14 protein-coding genes and 1 pseudogene are annotated in these 17,239 nt (G+C 62.6%); 7 read left to right on the top strand and 8 right to left on the bottom strand.

What is annotated here, in order from left to right; genetic code table 11:
- Positions 1-244: 244 nt before the first annotated feature.
- Positions 245-2,176, bottom strand: coding sequence for an NAD-dependent DNA ligase LigA (gene ligA / locus JXA24_06230; protein ID MBN1283349.1), 1,932 nt, complete (start codon positions 2,174-2,176; stop codon positions 245-247).
- Positions 2,177-2,300: 124 nt separating this feature from the next.
- On the opposite strand from ligA, the gene JXA24_06225 reads away from it, so the two are divergent.
- A complete protein-coding gene (locus JXA24_06225) occupies positions 2,301-4,853 on the top strand; it encodes an insulinase family protein (protein MBN1283348.1) in 2,553 nt (850 codons plus the stop codon).
- A 34-nt stretch (positions 4,854-4,887) separates the two neighbouring features.
- On the opposite strand, the gene JXA24_06220 is transcribed toward JXA24_06225, so the two are convergent.
- From JXA24_06220 to JXA24_06210, 3 genes and pseudogenes are all read right to left on the bottom strand, one after another.
- Positions 4,888-5,538, bottom strand: coding sequence for an endonuclease III domain-containing protein (locus JXA24_06220; GenBank protein MBN1283347.1), 651 nt, complete (start codon positions 5,536-5,538; stop codon positions 4,888-4,890).
- A 250-nt stretch (positions 5,539-5,788) separates the two neighbouring features.
- Positions 5,789-6,037: pseudogene (locus JXA24_06215) on the bottom strand (vegetative protein).
- 1 nt (position 6,038) lies between these two features.
- Positions 6,039-6,485, bottom strand: coding sequence for a hypothetical protein (locus JXA24_06210; GenBank protein MBN1283346.1), 447 nt, complete (start codon positions 6,483-6,485; stop codon positions 6,039-6,041).
- 178 nt (positions 6,486-6,663) lie between these two features.
- Between JXA24_06210 and JXA24_06205 the strand changes: the two genes are divergently transcribed.
- The 5 genes from JXA24_06205 (at position 6,664) to lexA (ending at position 13,307) form a co-directional block, all read left to right on the top strand.
- Entirely contained in the window at positions 6,664-7,626 is a 963-nt protein-coding gene (locus JXA24_06205) for a response regulator (GenBank protein MBN1283345.1), read from the top strand.
- Between the two features lie 79 nt (positions 7,627-7,705).
- Complete coding sequence (locus tag JXA24_06200) at positions 7,706-8,440, top strand: carotenoid biosynthesis protein (GenBank protein ID MBN1283344.1); 735 nt, start codon at positions 7,706-7,708, stop codon at positions 8,438-8,440.
- A gap of 87 nt (positions 8,441-8,527) precedes the next feature.
- Positions 8,528-9,805, top strand: coding sequence for an OmpA family protein (locus JXA24_06195; protein ID MBN1283343.1), 1,278 nt, complete (start codon positions 8,528-8,530; stop codon positions 9,803-9,805).
- Between the two features lie 180 nt (positions 9,806-9,985).
- The gene (locus JXA24_06190; protein MBN1283342.1) at positions 9,986-12,271 is read left to right on the top strand and encodes an FG-GAP repeat protein; all 2,286 of its coding nucleotides are present in this window, start codon (positions 9,986-9,988) and stop codon (positions 12,269-12,271) included.
- A 448-nt stretch (positions 12,272-12,719) separates the two neighbouring features.
- The gene (gene lexA / locus JXA24_06185) at positions 12,720-13,307 is read left to right on the top strand and encodes a repressor LexA (protein MBN1283341.1); all 588 of its coding nucleotides are present in this window, start codon (positions 12,720-12,722) and stop codon (positions 13,305-13,307) included.
- 63 nt (positions 13,308-13,370) lie between these two features.
- On the opposite strand, the gene JXA24_06180 is transcribed toward lexA, so the two are convergent.
- Positions 13,371-14,336: a hypothetical protein gene (locus JXA24_06180; protein MBN1283340.1), complete on the bottom strand. Its 966-nt coding sequence runs from the start codon at positions 14,334-14,336 to the stop codon at positions 13,371-13,373.
- A 187-nt stretch (positions 14,337-14,523) separates the two neighbouring features.
- On the opposite strand from JXA24_06180, the gene nth reads away from it, so the two are divergent.
- Complete coding sequence (gene nth / locus JXA24_06175; GenBank protein MBN1283339.1) at positions 14,524-15,183, top strand: endonuclease III; 660 nt, start codon at positions 14,524-14,526, stop codon at positions 15,181-15,183.
- Between the two features lie 35 nt (positions 15,184-15,218).
- Here the strand turns inward: nth and JXA24_06170 are convergent, their stop codons facing one another.
- The 3 genes from JXA24_06170 to lspA are packed head-to-tail and all read right to left on the bottom strand — an operon-like array spanning position 15,219 to position 17,232.
- On the bottom strand, positions 15,219-15,902 hold the full coding sequence (locus JXA24_06170; protein MBN1283338.1) for a CPBP family intramembrane metalloprotease: 684 nt from the start codon (positions 15,900-15,902) through the stop codon (positions 15,219-15,221).
- 8 nt (positions 15,903-15,910) lie between these two features.
- Entirely contained in the window at positions 15,911-16,699 is a 789-nt protein-coding gene (locus JXA24_06165; protein MBN1283337.1) for a prolipoprotein diacylglyceryl transferase, read from the bottom strand.
- Complete coding sequence (gene lspA, locus JXA24_06160) at positions 16,696-17,232, bottom strand: signal peptidase II (GenBank protein ID MBN1283336.1); 537 nt, start codon at positions 17,230-17,232, stop codon at positions 16,696-16,698. Before lspA ends, JXA24_06165 begins: the two co-directional genes overlap by 4 nt.
- Positions 17,233-17,239 lie beyond the last annotated feature (7 nt).

Genomic DNA, 17,239 nt, shown 5'->3' with positions numbered 1-17,239 from the left:
TCGGGGGCTTTCGTCGGCCGGTATTTATAGGCTGCTGTATCCGGCCTCCTCGAGCCACGCTGCGAAAAGCACCTCCGAAGCGCTCCGTCAGAGCGGCATTCCCTGCCTATAACACCTGTGGAGCGGCCTCCGTGATTCGGGCCGGCGCGAGCGAAAAAAAGTGCCCCCTTTTTACAGGTTCATCGGAAAAAGGGGGACTTTTTTTCGCGGGAGCCGGCTTTATTACTCCCAGCCGCCTTGGGCATCACGATCTTATCATCCTCATGAACTCCTTCTCACCGATTATCTTCACCTTCCCGCCCTTCTCCGCCAGTTTTTTGGCCTTCGCGAGCTTCGAGCCTGCGCCTCCCCCGTCGCCCACGACAAGGTAGTCGAGACGATTGTTCACGGAGTCCGCGGCCTCCCCGCCGTGCTCCTCCACCAGCCCCTGCGCGTCGGACCGCTCCATGGCAAGCAGCTTCCCCGTGAAGAGGAAGCTCTTCCCGTCCAGCAGCCCCCCTCCCTTCGCCTGCTCGGGGGCCGCGATCTCCACGTGCCTGAGAAGCCGATCGACGAGCCTGCGCCGCTTCTTCAGCCCCTGCACCACCTCGCGCGCGATCACATCACCCACGCCCTTCACCTCAGAGAGATCCTCCTCGGTGAGGGAGAGCACCCTCTCCAGCGACCCGAACCCCTCGAGCATCTTTGCGGCGTGCCTTCCGAGCTCGCGTATTCCAAGCGACTGCAGAAATACCGCGAGCGGGATCCGCCTCTTCGCCTGCACGTTCCTCACGAGCTTTGCCGCCAGGGTCTCGCCCATGCGGTCGAACTCCAGCAGGTCGCCCGCCTCGAGCCCGTAGAAGTCGGCCGGATCGGTCACCTCGCCGGACTCGTAGAGCTTCTCCAGAAGCTTCTCGCCGAAGCCGTCGATCCCGACCGTCTTCACGAAGTGCCCGAGCTCCGCGATCTTCGCGCGCACGCAGCTCTTCGCGTTGGTGCAGTAGAGGAAATCCTCCTCCTCGCGCACGGGAGAGCCGCACGATGGGCAGGCCTTCGGTATCTCGATCCCGCCTGCGCCCGGCTTCTCCACCGTCTCCAGGTGCGGGATGACACCGCCGCGCCTCATCATGACTACCCGCGCGCCGATCCCCAGCCCCTCACCGGCGAGCTTGCGCACGATCCCGAGATTGTGCATGGAGGCGCGCGAAACCATGGCGCCGGAGAGCTCCACCGGCTCCACGATCGCCACCGGGGTTATCGCGCCGGTGCGCGACACGCTCCACTCCACCTCCCTGAGCGTGGTGACGCCGGAATCTCCCTGAAACTTGTACGCGATCGCGTAGCGCGGGTGGTGGGCGGTCGATCCCAGCCTCTCCTGCTCGTCCACCCGGTCCGCCTTGAAGACCACCCCGTCGGTCTCGAAGTCGTATCCGTTCCTGCGCGAGAAGAAGTGATCGTAGGCGGCCTGCATGCCGTCGGGGCCCACCGTCTTCCTCTCAAGCTCCTCGAACCCCTCGGCAGCGAGCCATTTGAGCTTCTCCTGCTCCGTGCGCGCGCCCGCGCCGAGCAGGTCGTAGGCGAAGAAAGAGAGGCCATAATCGGCGGTCTTCCGCGGGTCCTTCTGCTTCACCGCGCCGGCCGCGAGGTTGCGGGGGTTGGAGAACTCCCCCCTGTACCGCGCGAAGACCGAGAGCGGCATGTAGGCCTCACCCCTGACCTCGACACCGTCCCTCCCCCTCTTCGCGAGCGCGCCGATGCGCTTGGGGACCGACTTTATCATGCGCACGTTGGCGGTGACGTCCTCGCCCTCAGTCCCGTCGCCGCGCGTCGCTGCCCGGACGAGATTCCCGTCGCGGCCGTACTTTATGGAGAGCGCCACGCCGTCGATCTTGGGGCTCACTATCGCCTGGCCCTCGAATTTGGACGCCCAGTCGATGATCGACTCCTCGTCGTAGCACTTGTCCAGCGAGAGCATCGGGATCTCGTGGCTCACCTTCGCGCCCGTCGCGGTGACGTCCGAGGTGAGCTCGGTGAGCGCAGGCGAGTCAGGGGCCTTTGAGCGCAGGACCTCCACCAGCCTGTCGAACTCCGAGTCGGGGATCTCGGGCGCGTGATCGGCGAAGTAGAGGCGGTTATGGCGGCGGACCTCCGCTTCGAGTCCGGCCACGCTCATCTTTTCCCATCTCTTCATCGGCATGCCGAGGCGTCCTCCGACATTTTCGCTTTCCTTTCAGCCCCTCATTGGTTACAAGACTCAGGGGCACCGTAGCAAAACCCTTTGGAATTTCAACAGTATTCGACACCTATTGCGAGGGGCTGACATGGCGATCACCACCCACACCCTGAAAAACGGCATGCAGGTGCTGCTCGAGGAGAACCACGCGGCGAAGGTGGTCTCCTTCCAGGCGCTGGTAAAGGTGGGCTCGGCCTGCGAGACAGACGCCGAGGCGGGGATCTGCCACGTCATCGAGCACATGCTCTTCAAGGGCACTCCCACGAGGCCCACGGGCACGATCGCGCGCGACGTGGAGGCGGCCGGCGGCGACATCAACGCCTACACCTCGCTCGACCAGACCGTCTTCTACATCAACATGGCGACGCAGTTCAAGGACAAGGGGCTGGAGATACTCGCCGACGCGGTGAGAAACCCCCTCTTCGACGCGGGCGAGCTCGCGCGCGAGGCGGAGGTGATACTCGAGGAGATCCGCCGCGAGCACGACAACCCGGGCAGGATGGTCACCGAGCACCTCTTCAACGCATCCTTCAAGACGCACCCCTACGGCAGGCCCATCATCGGCTTCCCCGAAACCGTGAAGTCGTTCACGCACGAGCAGCTTCTGGACTTCCACAGGCGCTGGTACACCCCGCGCAACATCGCCTTCATCGCGGTCGGCGACTTCGACTCCGCGCGGATGCTCCGCGAGATCGAGCGGAGTTTCGACGGGTTCGAGGGGGGCATGCCCCCGGCGCTCGCGCTGCCTTCGGAGCCGGCGCATACGACTCCGGGCGTGGCTATCCACGAGATGAACGTGCAGAGCGCCTACCTCTCGCTCGGCTTCAACGTGCCTCAGCTGACGCACGAGGACACCCCTGCCATGGACGTGCTCTCGCACATCATGGGCGGCACCGACTCCTCGAGGCTCGAGCAGGAGATAAAGGAGAAGCAAAAGCTCGTTCACAACATCTACTCGTTCGCCTTCACCCCCAGGCACCCGGGGCTCTGGGTGATAGGCGCCATGCTGGGCGACCGGGACGTCCCAAGGGCCCTCGGCGCGATCTGCGGCGAGGTACAAAAGATCATGTCGGAGCCGGTGACATCGGGGGAACTGGCGCGGGCCAAGCTCAACATCCGCTCCAACGAGATCTACGAGAAGGAGACCGTCGGCGGCCAGGCGGGCAAGATCGCATCTTTCCTGGCCACCGCTGACGACCACCGCTTCGAGGAGCGCTACTACCAGATGCTCTCCGGGGTCAGCGCCGCCTCGGCCAGAGAAGCGGCCGAGAGGTATCTCAATCCTGCCAACTGCACGATTTCCCTGATCGTGCCCAACGGGTCGAGGTTCGCTGCGCGGCCTGACGAGATACGCCGCGCAGCGGAGGGAAAGGCCGGCGGCACGAGGCGGGCGCCGCGCGTCGGCAGAGAGGGCGTGCGCAGGCAGAGGCTGAAGAACGGCGCGAGGCTCCAGATACTGGAGAACCACAGCGTGCCCGTGGTGGCGCTCTGCGCGGCCGCGATGGGCGGGGTCCGATACGAGACGCGCGCCACAAACGGGCTCTCGACCCTCATGTCCAGGTCCATGACCAAGGGGACGTCAGGGCGCTCCGCCGTGGAGATCGCCAAGGAGATCGAGCGCATCGCAGGCAACATCGACGGATTCAGCGGCCGCAACAGCACCGGAGTCCGCTGCGAGTTCCTCTCCGAGTTCCTGCACGACGGGTTCTCGCTGTTCTCCGAGGTCCTGATGCATCCGGCCTTCTCGCCCTCTGAGGTGGCGAGGGAGAAGCGCGTGCTGCTCAAAGCCATAAAGGACCAGGAGGATTCGCTCACATCGCTCGCGTTCATAGAGTTCGCCAAGGCGCTCTTCCCGAAACACCCCTACGGTCTCAGGCAGCTCGGCAGCATCCAGGCGGTGCGCGGCCTCACGAGCGAAAAGCTCAAACGCTTCCATCGCCAGACGGTCTGCGCGGAGGAACTCGTCATTACGGTGGCCGGCGACGTGAGCGCCAGGGAGGTGGAGGAGCTGGTCGAGCATCACCTCGCGGATCTCCCGCGCCGCGGGGGGCCGGCGCCCGGGATCAGGCCGGACGAGGTCCCGGACGAGCCTCGCGAGACGGTAATCACAAAGAAGGAGAAGGAGCAGGCTCACATAGTCGTGGGGTTCCAGGGGACGACGGTCAAGGGCCGCGACCGCTACGCCATGGCGGTGCTCAACAACGTGCTCGCCGGCCAGGGGGGGCGCCTCTTCCTCACGCTGCGCGACCGGATGAGCCTCGCCTACGCGGTCAGCTCGGTGCACTACGACGGCATAGAGCCGGGATACTTCGCGGTCTACATCGGCACCGATCCCGGCAAGGTCGAGACTGCAAAGGCCGCGATCCTGGATCAGCTCTCCGCCATCTGCCATGATAAAGCGGACTACGACGAACTTGCCCGCTCCAGGCAGTACATAGTCGGCACCTACGAGCTGGACCTGCAGCGCAACGGCTCTCTGGCGTCCATCCACACCTTCAACACCCTCTACGGCCTGGGGCCGAACGAGGTCGAGCGCTACCCCTCGCACATCATGGAGGTCACCGCCGACGACGTCCTCCGGGTCGCGAAGAAGTACATCAGGCCGGAGGCGTACGTGATGGCGGTGGTGAAGCCGGCCTGATCCGTGACTCGTGACTCGTGACTGGCTGTCCCGATCAAGGGAGTCCGTTCCAGCCGTTCAATGGGCACTCCTCGCAGCGGGGGTTGGTGCGGCAGTAGTCCTTTCCCGTCTCCACTATCAGCGCGTGATACTCGTTGTAGAGCGGGATGTCCCCTTCGATTCGATCCATGAAGAGCGCCTGCAGGTCGTCGTAGGTGTCCTCCTCCGCGCAGAGGCCGTGGCGAGAGAGTATGCGCTTTGTGTAGGCGTCGATCACAAAGACCGGCTTCTTCAGCGCATAGAGCAGGATGGAGTCCGCCGTCTCGGGACCGATGCCGTTCACAGCGAGCAGCTCCTCCCTGAGCTTGGGCAGCTCTCTCTTCGCCATCTTCCTCGCGTTCCCTTCGTAGTTCTCGACAAAATATTTGAGGAACGAGCGCAGCCTCTTCGCCTTCACGCGAAAGTAGCCGGCGGGGCGTATGAGCGAAGCGAGGCGCGCGGGCGAGAGATCGAGCAGCTCCTGCGGATCGAGCACGCCTTCACGCTTCAAATTCGCTATCGCCTTTTCGACGTTCTTCCAGTTGGTGTTCTGAGTGAGGATCGCGCCGACCATGACCTCGAACGGGGTCTCGCCCGGCCACCAGCCGCGGGGACCGAAGCGCTCGAGCATGAGGCGAAATCCGTCCATGAAGATCTGCTTCTTCATAAATTCCAATGACCAAGCACCAAATTCCAAATAAGCACCAATAACCAAATTCCAATCACCAAACAGAACCGTTTGGTCATTGGAATTTGGTAATTATTTGAAATTTGTAATTTGGTGCTTGGAATTTCCGCGCGTTCTAGACCTGGGCCTCTTCGGCCTTCGGCGTCTCTGCCGGGGTCTCGGCCGGGGTCGCTGCCGGCGTCTCAACGGCAGCAGGGGCCTGCGGCTTCTTCGAGGCGCTCCACGCGGAGTAGTGCTGCTCGCAGTAGCCCTTTCTGTAAGCCGGCTTCCTGCAGTTCTCCTCGCCGCAGGTCCTGTAGCGGGGCTTCTTGTCGAGCTCGCCGCGGCGCCACTTCCTGTAGTGGGTCACGCAGTAGCCCTTCGCCTGATAGGGGCGCTTGCATCCCTCGACGCTGCAGCGCTTCTCTCCGGCGCCGGAGGCGGTCTCAGACTTTTTCGCGGCCTTCTTCTCGACCTTCTCATCCGTCTTCGCTGTCATATCACCTGTCTCCTATCGGCCTCTCCTGCACCGTGTTGTTGTTCGACCCTGCCCCCGGCTTCGGCGGCATGGCCTGCATCTGCTGGAGCGAGGGCCTGGGCTGCGATTTCGCCTCGACCTTCGCGTTCTCCTTGACCTGCGGCGTGAGGGCCTGCTGGTCGGGGGGCATGTGGACCGGCGCGCCGGCCTTGAGCTCCTGCTCCAGCACGCGATCGAGCTGCCTCTTCTCCTCGTCGGTGACGTCCTCGGAGATCGCCTCGCCGGCCGCCTTGAGCCCCTCGCCCACTATGGAGCGGATGTCCTTTAGCCCCTCCTTGACCGCCTTTGACTGCATGACCGGGCCGAAGTACTCCTCGATCGTCTTGCCCCTTATCTTCTTGCCAGTCAGGGCCAGCGCGATGATCGCTATCACCGCCAGCAGGAAAAGCCACTTGATCAGGCTCCACATAGCCACCCCCCTATGTTCGGCGCAACATAACGGAGGCACGGGTGCGGTGTCAACCCTTCGACTCGCTCCGCCCGCTCAGGGCAGGCCATCTAGCGCCGCCCGCAGGACCAAAGGTCGACCACGGCCCGCTAAGAGCCATTTGGTGGACACCGGGGGCGATCTCTGGTATACGGGGCCAATGGCACGCCAGGCATCGATACTCATCGTCGACGACAACCCCTCGGTCCTGGAGCTCCTCCGCTCTCAGCTCAAGCCCTACCCGTACCTGCTCGACAGCGCCTCAGACGGCGAGGAGGCGCTGCAAAAGATACGGCGGGAGCCGCCGGACCTGATCCTTTTGGACCTCATGATGCCCAGGGTCTCGGGCTTCGAGATCATAAAGCGCATACGCGAGAGCAAACAGACGCGCTTCATCCCGATCATCGTGATCACCGCCCTCGCCGAGCAGGAGGACAAGCTCCGCGCGATAGAACTCGGCGCAGACGACTTCCTGGTGAAGCCGATCAACAAGCTGGAGCTCATGACCCGCATCAAGTCTCTGCTGCGCATGAAGCTCATGCACGACGACCTGGACACCAGCGAGTCGATCCTATTCTCGCTCGCCGAGGCGCTCGAGGCGAAGGACTTCTACACCCGCGGCCACTCGGAGCGGGTGGCCGACCTCGCGGTGAATATCGCGCGCAGGATGGCCGTGCCCGAATCGGAGATCGAGAGCATCCGCCGCGGCGCGCTCATCCACGACATCGGGAAGATCGGCGTCAAGGAGTCGATCCTGCTCAAGCCCGGCCGGCTCACCGAGGAGGAGATGTCGCACATACGCACTCACGCCTCCCGCGGCTACGACATATGCGAGAGGCTCAAGAGCCTGGAGCCGTGCCTCGCCATCATCCGCTCGCACCACGAGCGCATGGACGGCGCCGGCTACCCCGACGGCCTCAAGGGCGACGAGATACCTCTCGCCGCGCGCATCGCGGCCGTGGCCGACGCCTTCGACGCCATGACCACCGACCGCCCCTACCGCAAGGGGATGACGACGCAGGAGGCGTGCTCGATCTTCGAGAACGAGATCGGGAGCGGCCAGTGGGACCCCGCCTGCGTGCGGGTGCTGCTTACGGTGGTGAATGAGAAGCAAAGAGGCTGAGAGGCAGAGAAGCTCAGAGGCTGAGAAACAGCAATAGCAAGTTCTTTCTCAGCTTCTCAGCTTCTTACGGAGTCCTCAGATGTCGGAGCTGATCGCGACAATAGTGCACAGGCCGTACGTCTTCGCCTTCCTCGCCGCGTTCCTCTTCCTCGCATGGCGTCTCCTGGGCTGGCGGCGCACGGTCCTCTGGCTCGTCTTTGGATACCTCATCGCGTGGGCCTCGGAGTATTCGTCGATCCACAACGGCTTCCCCTACGGGGAGTACCACTACGTGTACGAGAACATGCAGGGCGAGCTCATGATCGCGGGCGTGCCGTTCTTCGACTCGCTGTCCTACAGCTTCCTCACCTTTGCCGGCTATGCGATGGCGGCGTTCGCGCTCGGCCGCGAACGCGCGTCGGGCATCCTCGCAGCGCTGCTAGGCGCGCTGCTCACCATGCTGCTGGACGTGATAATCGATCCGATCGCCACGATGGGGGAGCTCTGGTTCCTGGGAAATATCCACTACTACGCCCACCCGGGCTTCTACTTCGGCGTGCCGCTCACCAACTTCGGCGGCTGGTTCCTCGTCTCCTTCGCGATCATCGGCCTCAACCTTTCAACATGGAAAGGTTTCCCACGTCTTTTCGAATCCCGGGTCCCGGGTCCCGGGTCCCGTTCTTCTTGGCTCTACCCCGCCTTCTACGCGGGCATCGCCGCCTTCAGCATCTTCATGAGCTTCTGGATCGGCCGGTGGAGGCTTGTGCTGGCGAGCTCCGCTATCCTCGGCATCGTCATGGCCGCGGCCTGCCTCCGGCGGCGCAGCGACGCCTGATTCACAGCCCTGCTCAATTGACACTTTTTAAGCCGGCATATATATAGTTGAATAAATTACAAATTTCATCGCCGACCGGGGGAGGGTATGTCTATAAAGCGACTGTTGATATGCATCATCTCGATATCCGCCATCGCCGTCTGCGCCTCTGAGTCTAAGGCACTAACCAGGGGTTTCGAGGCCTCCTCTTTCCACCCTGCGGTCGATGACGGACCGTATTTCACCGTCTACGGCAGCGAAGCCCTTGGGCAGTGGCAGTGGGTGCTCGGCTCCACTGCCAACTACGCATATCGTCCTTTCCAGCTGATCCAGAACGGCAACCGGGTCCGCGGCATAATCGACGACGCCCTGCAGCAGGATCTCTACGGCTCTGTGGGCCTCGTTGGCAGGTGGCTGCAGTTCGGCGTGGACATGCCGGTGGCATGGTGGCTCACCTACACTGACCCCAACGTCCCAGGCGCCGCCTCGCAGAACAAGACCGCGCTCGGCGACATACAGCTCAACTTCAAGAGCGAACTGGTGCAGATCGAAAAGCACCGCGTCGGCGTCGCGATCCTTCCATTCATCACGCTGCCAACCGGAAAAGGGGAATACTTCACAGGCAACGGCGGCGTGGCAGGCGGCGGGAAGATCATCATCGAAGGCAGGCCGGTCGACAGGTGGGGCATCGCTCTCAACGCGGGCGTCATGGCGAGACAGAAGTTCACGATCCTCGACATCGAGCAGACACACCAGCTCCTGTTCGGCCTGGGCACATCAGTCGATGTTACGAAAAACCTCGCTGCGTCCGCAGAGATCTGGGGCCGCACCAATCTCACAGACCTCTTCGGCAAGGAAAGGGAGACGCCCGCCGAGGTGGACGCAGGCCTCAGGTACAGAATCGGCGAGAGCGGCTTTGCGGTGAACGGCGGCGGCGGATTCGGAATATTCAGGGGCTCCGGGGCACCCACCTTTCGCGCCTTCGCCGGCCTCTCCTATCGTCCGCCGTCGCGCGAAGAGGAGGCCGCTGCGACCGACCCGCTGGATGAGGTGCGCGAGACGGTCGTCCACTTCGACACCGCAGGGGAGAAGTTCGCAAGCCTCGAAGACGCCGAACGCCTCATTCGCGTTGCGGACATCATGATCGGACATCCCGAGGTCTCGGCGACGCTGGTCGGATTCTCGGACAGCCGCGGCAAGGCATCCTACAACATGAAACTTTCGCGCAGGCGGGCCGAACAGGTCAGGGAGTATCTGGTGGGCCGCGGCGTACCGCCGGACCGCCTCAACGTCGAGGCCAGGGGCGAAGATGAGCCGGCAGCGGACAACTCCACGGAAGGAGGCAGGGCAAATAACCGGCGCGTGGAATTCAGAACCCATCCCTGATGACAGAATAATGACGCAAATCGGTAAAATATAACCCCCCCTTGAAGCCGACGGCGGCGACCGCGGCTGCAATAGCTTTTAATTTCAGCTATTTAAAAACCTCACACCTTTGCTGCAACTGGCATGGCTGATGCATTTTAACAGGTGTCGTAGCTTTTCTTTGCTTCACGGGGAGGGGTTATGAAGAACATCGCTGCCTGCCGTTCTGCGTTTGCCCTTATCTGTGCGGTCCTTGCGGGCGCAATCGTCCTGTCGTTCGGCTGCTCCACGGGGGGGACCCTGGCCTGGAGCGAGGCAGCTGAAGAGCCGACCGAGGAGCCGGGCGGGGTCGTCCAGCTGACCAGCGGAAGCTTCGGAGCCCAGGGGCTCGAAGTGGACCCGCACGCGTGGCTGCGCTTCGACTTCAGCGAGGCGATCTACCGCGGCTCGGCCGCCGCCAACATAGCGCTTCTCTCGGGCGACGGGAGCGCGCTTCCCTCGGCGTCCAAGGACGCCGGCGGCGCAGGGCAGTTCCTGATGCAGTTCGCGAACGACGACCGGACCGTGCTTCTGAAGGCGAAGGGCCTGCCGTACTGCTACCCGATCATGGTCCGCTTCTCCGCGGAACTCGCGGCGGTGAGCGGATCCACGCTCGGCCAGGAGTACTCCTTCGAGTATCTCACCATGCACGATCCGCACGATATCGTGGGCGACGACTGCAGGGGCGACATGGTGGCGGGGAACCCGTTCCATGGCAGCGATGCGGATCCAGTCGAGATCATACCCGGCCTGCTCAGCTTGGGGCCCGGCATAGCGCATGTCCTGCCGAGCGCGTCGCTGGCCGGCGAGGGGCAGGCGATTCTGGACCTGGGCGCTGACCTCGGCTTCGAGAAGTACGAGGGCGGCATAGGGATGGGAGACCTCGTGGCGATAGGCCTTGGAATGCCGCTGGGCGACATGGACGGCGACGGCATTGCAGAGGCCGGCTTCTACGCCCTGGGCGTCTCGCTGGACGGCCTGGCTCTGGGGACCCTTCTGCGCTGCAGCTCCAACGGTGAGGAGCTGCCGACCGCCATGCCAGGGCTCGCCTTCCCAGTCGGCGACTACAACGGCGACGGCCTGGCGGACGTAGTGACCAACGTCCTCGATACCGGCAGCGGGGTCCAGACCTTCAGCCTCCACCTCGGCGGCGCAGGCTGCGTTGGCGAGCCGGCCGCAACGTGGCAGCTGGGCGAGTCGACGCTGGCCCTGATGCCTGTCGGCATCGAGAATTTCAACGGCGATCTGAACGCGGCCAACGGAAGGCCGTTCGAGGACTTCGCCATCGGCGCGATCGACATCGGCACCGGGGTGGGCAGCGTCCACCTCTTCCTCGGGTCGGCCGACCCGTCCGCTAAGGCGGCGCCCGATGCGGTGATCGCAGGCTCCTCCGCGGGCGACCTGTTCGGGCTGCTCGGGCTCTCGGTGGCGGGCGGAGGCGACGTGGACGGCGACGGCTACGACGACATGGTCGTGGGCGCGCCGGCAGGCCTCGCATCCGCGATACTCAACAGCGGGATCATGGACGCGATGATGGGCATGATGTTCCTCTCGGAGGCAGTCCCGATCAATCAGAACCCGATACTCAGCGTCGTCTCCAAGCTCGTGCAAAGCGACGGCCGCCAGCCGTCGGCATACGACGGAAAGGCCTACCTCTTCCACGGCAGCGCCTCACCGCAGATCGGCAGCGCCTCTGATGCCGCGGTGGTCTTCACCGGCGAGATGCAGGCACTCGAGGGTCTGGGCTACATGATCGGCGACCTGCTGCAGATGGTGGGCGACATGATGGCCGAGATGATGGACGCGGAGATCGAGATACCGGATCTGCCGGGCCTGCCCGACATGTTCGGCACAGCGGTCTTCATCGGCGAGATCGACGGCGACGGCTACGCCGACGTGATCGTGGGCGCGCCGCTTGCCGTGCACATGAACGAGGAGGCGTCAAACGTCTTCGCCCTGGGGATGGAAGCGATCATGGCCATCATGGAGTTCGTGATGGGAGGCGGCGGCGAAGAGGAGTTGCTGGCGCTCGTAGAGTATCTTTACGACACGGCGACCTATGTGGTCGACGGCATCGGCTCCGCCTATGTATTCCGCGGCGAGGCCGGCCTGCCCGCAGAGGTCTTCTACGACCAGGCGGACTCGGCGTTCAACGCGGAGGGCCAGTACCTCCTGGGCTCCTTCATCCTGCCGGCGTGCGACGTCGACGGCAAAGGGCTAGACGACTTTATCATGACCGACCTTGCCTTCGTGCTCGACATAGACCCCATGGAGATGACATTTGGAACGCTGGACGTCAGGTCCGGGCTCTTCCTCGGCGAGGAGAACGTGGGCGGATTTGAGAAGGACATAGACGACGCCAAGGCGGTCGCCGTTGCCTCGCTCCCGGACGAACTCATCGCGGCCGTGTTGATGATACTCATGGAGATAATGGGATTCCTGCCATAAAGGCATCTCGGCGATCCGATCAGGACAAAAGGCCCTGGGAAAAATCCCAGGGCCCTTTTCTTTGCCGCTTGACAAGTGAACGGACGTTCACTTACCTTGAGAGTCGGTCGGCGACAGGACCGCCATGGAGGTTAAGATGTTGTTATTAATGAGGTTTGTCAAAATTCTCAAAGGCGGAACGCATCAGCGCTATTCATATATATACAGCACGCGCAGATACCCCCTGGGCATCCGCAGCCTGCCCAGACAGGGGCAGCGGGTCGTACAGGGAAAGGGGCTGAAATGAAACTCCAAACACCAAATCCCAAATTCCAAATAAGCACCAATAACCAATCACCAAATTCCAAACTAAATCGTTCTGCTATTGAGAATTAGAATTTATTTGGTCATTAGAATTTGGTTGTTGGAATTTATTTGGAATTTGATGCTTGGAATTTGGAGTTTGATTATGTGCAACCATACGAAGCCCATTGATGACGACAAGCTCGACGTGCTCAGGCGCTTCTGGCGCATGAACAGGCGGCTGCCCACGTACTCGGAGATGTGCCGCATCTTCGGCTACAGCTCCAAGAACGCCGCGTTCCGCATGGCGCGCAAGCTCATCGACGAGGGCTACATAGAGAAGGACGACGCAGGCAGGCTCATGCCGAAGAGCGAGAGGCTGGGAATCCCGCTGGTGGGCTATGTGCAGGCCGGTTTCCCGTCGCCTGCCGAGGAGGAGCTCATAGACACGCTCTCGCTCGACGAATTCCTCATCGACAAGCCCGAGGCCTCCTTCCTCCTCAAGGTCTCGGGCGACTCGATGATCGACGCGGGCATCCACGAGGGCGACCTGGTGATCGTCGAACGCGGGACGGAGCCGAAATCGGGCGACATAGTCCTGGGTTGCGTGGACGGGGACTGGACCTTGAAATACTACCGCAAAGCGGGCGGGACTGTGGAACTCGTGCCCGCGAATCCCAAGTACCCGGTGATAAGGCCGGAGGAGGAGCTTACGCTGGGCGGGGTGGTCAGGGCTGTGATGAGGAGATACTGATGCCGATGCCGGCCGAGGTCATGAGGCCGGCAAGGGCCGTGCCGAGGTTGTTGCCCGCGATCGTCATGAATTGACCATAAGCCTCTGCGCAAACTCGGCGGCCAGGGCGGCCAGGGCGCCGACCTCGGAGGCAACATCGACGTCCCCATGATGTCTGAACATGTCGGCGGCAGTCTCCATGTATACCGAGATGTCCGCCCAGCCCGACACGCCGGGAGTGCCCCGCTGGATCATCGACCAGGCAGCCCTGAAATAATCGGCCCCGGCGTCAAAGTGCCTGCCTGCGGCCGCGTTCATCCTCCCCGACTCCCTCGCCGCATCCCTGAACATGCTCTCGTACGGGCTGTACGCGGCGAAGATCAGCGCCCGATTCACGCGGAACTTCAGCGCTTCAGGATCAAACTCCTTTCGCACGGACTCGAGCCACTGCTCCGACGCCTTCATCGCAAGCGATCTGTCCGACGGGTCGGACCTGAAGGTGAGCTCATAGGCGATCGCTGCCGAGGTGTGGAGCGACGCTGCCTCGAAATTTCTGGCCGATCCCAGGAGTTCGCCTGCGATGGCGTCCCTTGGCCTCCCGAGCCCCCTTAGGATCACCGCGGACTCGAAGAAGGCCCATGCGGCATCCTCGCCCCCGCCCAGCTTCTCGGCCTCCTCGCCCTCTCTCCTGAGCTCAAGCGCCCTCTGCCTGGGCCTCTCGCGCTGCTTCATATCAGGCAGCGATTTGTTGACGAACTCCTGGAGCCTCCACCACTGCGAGATAAAAGCACGATCCCTCTCTGTGACCCGGAGATCGAGATCAACCTCAGAGGGCCTCGCGACAACGGGGAGGAACGACACGAACTCATCGCATGGCACACGCGTGCCAAGAAAGATCATGCTCTCGGGGCACTCTATCCTGGGCCCGATGCGGCCGTAGGTGAGCGAAACCCCATTCAATGCGACAGGCACCGGCAGGATACGGGCGCTGTTCATGAGGGTGTTGGTGGCCTGGAGAAAGGTCGAAACGCTGTTTATCGATCTCTGCATATTCTCAAGACCATCCTTTCATGCCGTCTGTTGGGCGATATCATCATGCCACCCCAGTTCAGCCAATTATGCGACACCTCCTGAAAAATGAGGACTGTCAGGCCTTATACGACACAGGCCTATTGATTTCCATACTTATTTTCTATAGATAAGCCCAGTACTTACGGACATCGAAAGGGGACGCGTGATGCAAAGGAAGAGGATAACGGCGGTCCTTAAGGCGCTAGAGGGTAGCTACCCAAGGGGAGAGCGGCCGTGGGCGGTGTGCAGCAATCCCTTCCGCACCCTAATCGGCACCATCCTCTCCGCCCAGACGACCGATGCGCAGGTGGACCTCGTGACGCCGGAGCTCTTCCGCCGCTGGCCCACCCCGGTTGCCCTGTCCCGGGCGAAGGTCGCGGAGGTCCAAAGGATCATCAAATCCGTGGGGCTCCACCGGGCGAAGGCGCGAAACATCGTCGCTGCGGCGCGCGCAATCTCAGAGCGGTTCGACGGAAAGGTGCCGGCCGCGCGCGATGGGCTCATGAGCCTCGCGGGGGTGGGGAGAAAGACCGCGAACGTGGTGCTCATCAAGTCGTTCGGCGTGCCCGCGATGCCGGTCGATACTCATGTGTTCCGGGTCGCCACCAGGATCGGCCTGGCAGAGGGAAAGACACCCGAACAGGCGGAGCGCGGACTTGTGAAGGTGATCCCCGAGCGGCAGCTGGGCGCCGCTCACTTCTGGCTCATCCACCACGGCCGCACGCTGTGCCACGCCCGGAATCCTGAGTGTGTTGTTTGCCCAGTGCGGAAATACTGTTTTTACTTCAAGAAGCAAAGAAGCAGAGAAGTTAAGAAGCTAAGATAACACCTGTTGCTTCTCTGCTTCTCTGCTTCTGCCCTCTAGACGTAGCTCCTCACGAACCAATCCATGAGCAGATTCGAGGCGGCGTGGAAGAGCGTCGGCGCCACGATGTTGTTCGTGCGCTCACGCAGCCAGCCGAAGACAAGGGCGGGGAAAAAGATCGAGAAGTGCCACCACCTGTAGGTGATCATCGTGTGCGCGACCGCGAAGACGGCGGCGGTTATGAAGAACCCCCATCCCAGATCGATCCCCAGAAACCTCCACCGCTTCAGGAAGACCGCATTCATTGCCGACTGGAAATAGCCCCGGAAGTAAAACTCCTCGGGAAGGGCGACGAGCACGAGCTGCATGAGCATCATGTTTATGAACCCGGGAAACCCCGCAGGCGAGAAACCCGAGTGTCCGCCCACGATGGTCTGCCAGAAGTGAGCGGCCACGAGGAACGGGGGGAACAGGACGACCGAAGCGACAGCGAATGCCTTGAGCGAAGAGACGAGGTCCTTCGACGCGATGGAGAAAAAATCGAGCGGCCTTCGCCTCCTCCAGAGCACGATGAGAGGCGCGCCCAGCAGCAGGTACGCTACGATGTAGGCGATCTTGGGGCCGATGAACGAGTTGCCTCGCGTGGCGTAGAGCAGATGCACGATCGCGAGCACCGCAGCCGTTGTGACCGAAACCTCGACAGCCAGCCCCCTGCGCGACCGGGCAGACGCCTTTCCCAAGCCCCCTATCACCGCTTGCCCCCGATCCTTTGCCGCCGCCTCAAAAGCCAGACGAAGACGCCCGCCGCAAAGAAGAAGACCATCGCTATCTGGCCGGTCGAGACCGCGCCGCCGAACCACAGGCCGCGGTCCGCATCGCCCCTCAAGAACTCGATGAAGAAGCGCGTGACGCCGTAGTACAGGAAGAAGGTGGCAAGCACCTGGCCATGGAACCTCCTGCGCTTATAGGAGAACATGATCACGCCCCACATCACCAGGGCGTTGATCATGTTATAGAGCTGCGTGGCGTGCAGGGGCACTCCGAGGTGAAAGTGGCCGGCGGTGGAGGCCGGGTCGGTGAATGTGAGGTGTATGAAGAAGTCCGTGGGCTTTCCGTAGCAGCAGCCGACCATGAAGCAGCCGATCCTGGTGAAGAATATCAGTATCGGCACGCATGTCGTGGCCAGATCTATGTAGCGCCAAGGATCCAACTTGCGGCGCCAGGTGTAGACGATCCAGCCGACGAGGGTCCCTGTGAAGGCGCCGATCGAGACGAAGCCGCCCTGCCAGAAGTAGAAGACGCGGATCGGGTTCTCCCAGTAGTAGCCCGGCGCCTCGACCAGGATGTGGAATATCCTCGATCCCAGCACGGAGCAGATGATGCCGATGATCCCGAAGTCAAGCATGGCCACGGGGTCGGCGCCCTCCCTGCGCGCAACCCTCGCGGCGAAGAACGTGCCTGCGAGCGCGCCGATCATGAGCATGAAGAAGAACGACGGCACACCCATGCTGCCGATGTGAAAGAGATACGGCCTCATCGCCCGCCCCCTTCGCGCCTTCGCGCAATCGCCGACGCGACCAGGATGATCATCGCGGCCGTTATCGCGCTGTCCGCCACGTTGAACGCGGGCCACTCCAGAGGAACGCGGTACCCCACGCCGAGGACGCTCCCCTGAACGACCGCATCGCCCAGGTGGAAAGAGAGAAAATCCACGACCGAACCGAAACGTATCCTGTCGATGATGTTGCCGGCGATGCCCCCGAACACGAGCGAGATGGCGAATGCGGCGATATTTTCGCCCTCGTCTAGCGAACGGTAAAGGAGGGCCAGAAGCAGCGCGGCCACGGCGGCGACGATGTAGAAGAAGGGGACCCTCACCGCATCCGAGAGCCCGGAGAACATGCCGAACGCGGCGCCGGTATTATAAAAAAAGACGATGTCGAAGAAGCCGTGTAACACCGGCACCCGCTCGCCAGGCGACATGGCGCTCGCCACCCACCATTTTGTGGCCTGATCCGTTGCCACGACCGCAGGGGTCGTCAGCGCGATTATCCAATATTTTGTCTTCATATCCCCC

Source organism: Pseudomonadota bacterium (assembly GCA_016927275.1).
Lineage (GTDB): Bacteria > UBA10199 > UBA10199 > 2-02-FULL-44-16 > JAAZCA01 > JAFGMW01.
The sequence above is the reverse complement of the archived record's forward strand: the minus strand, read 5'-3'. Positions and strand labels throughout refer to the sequence as shown.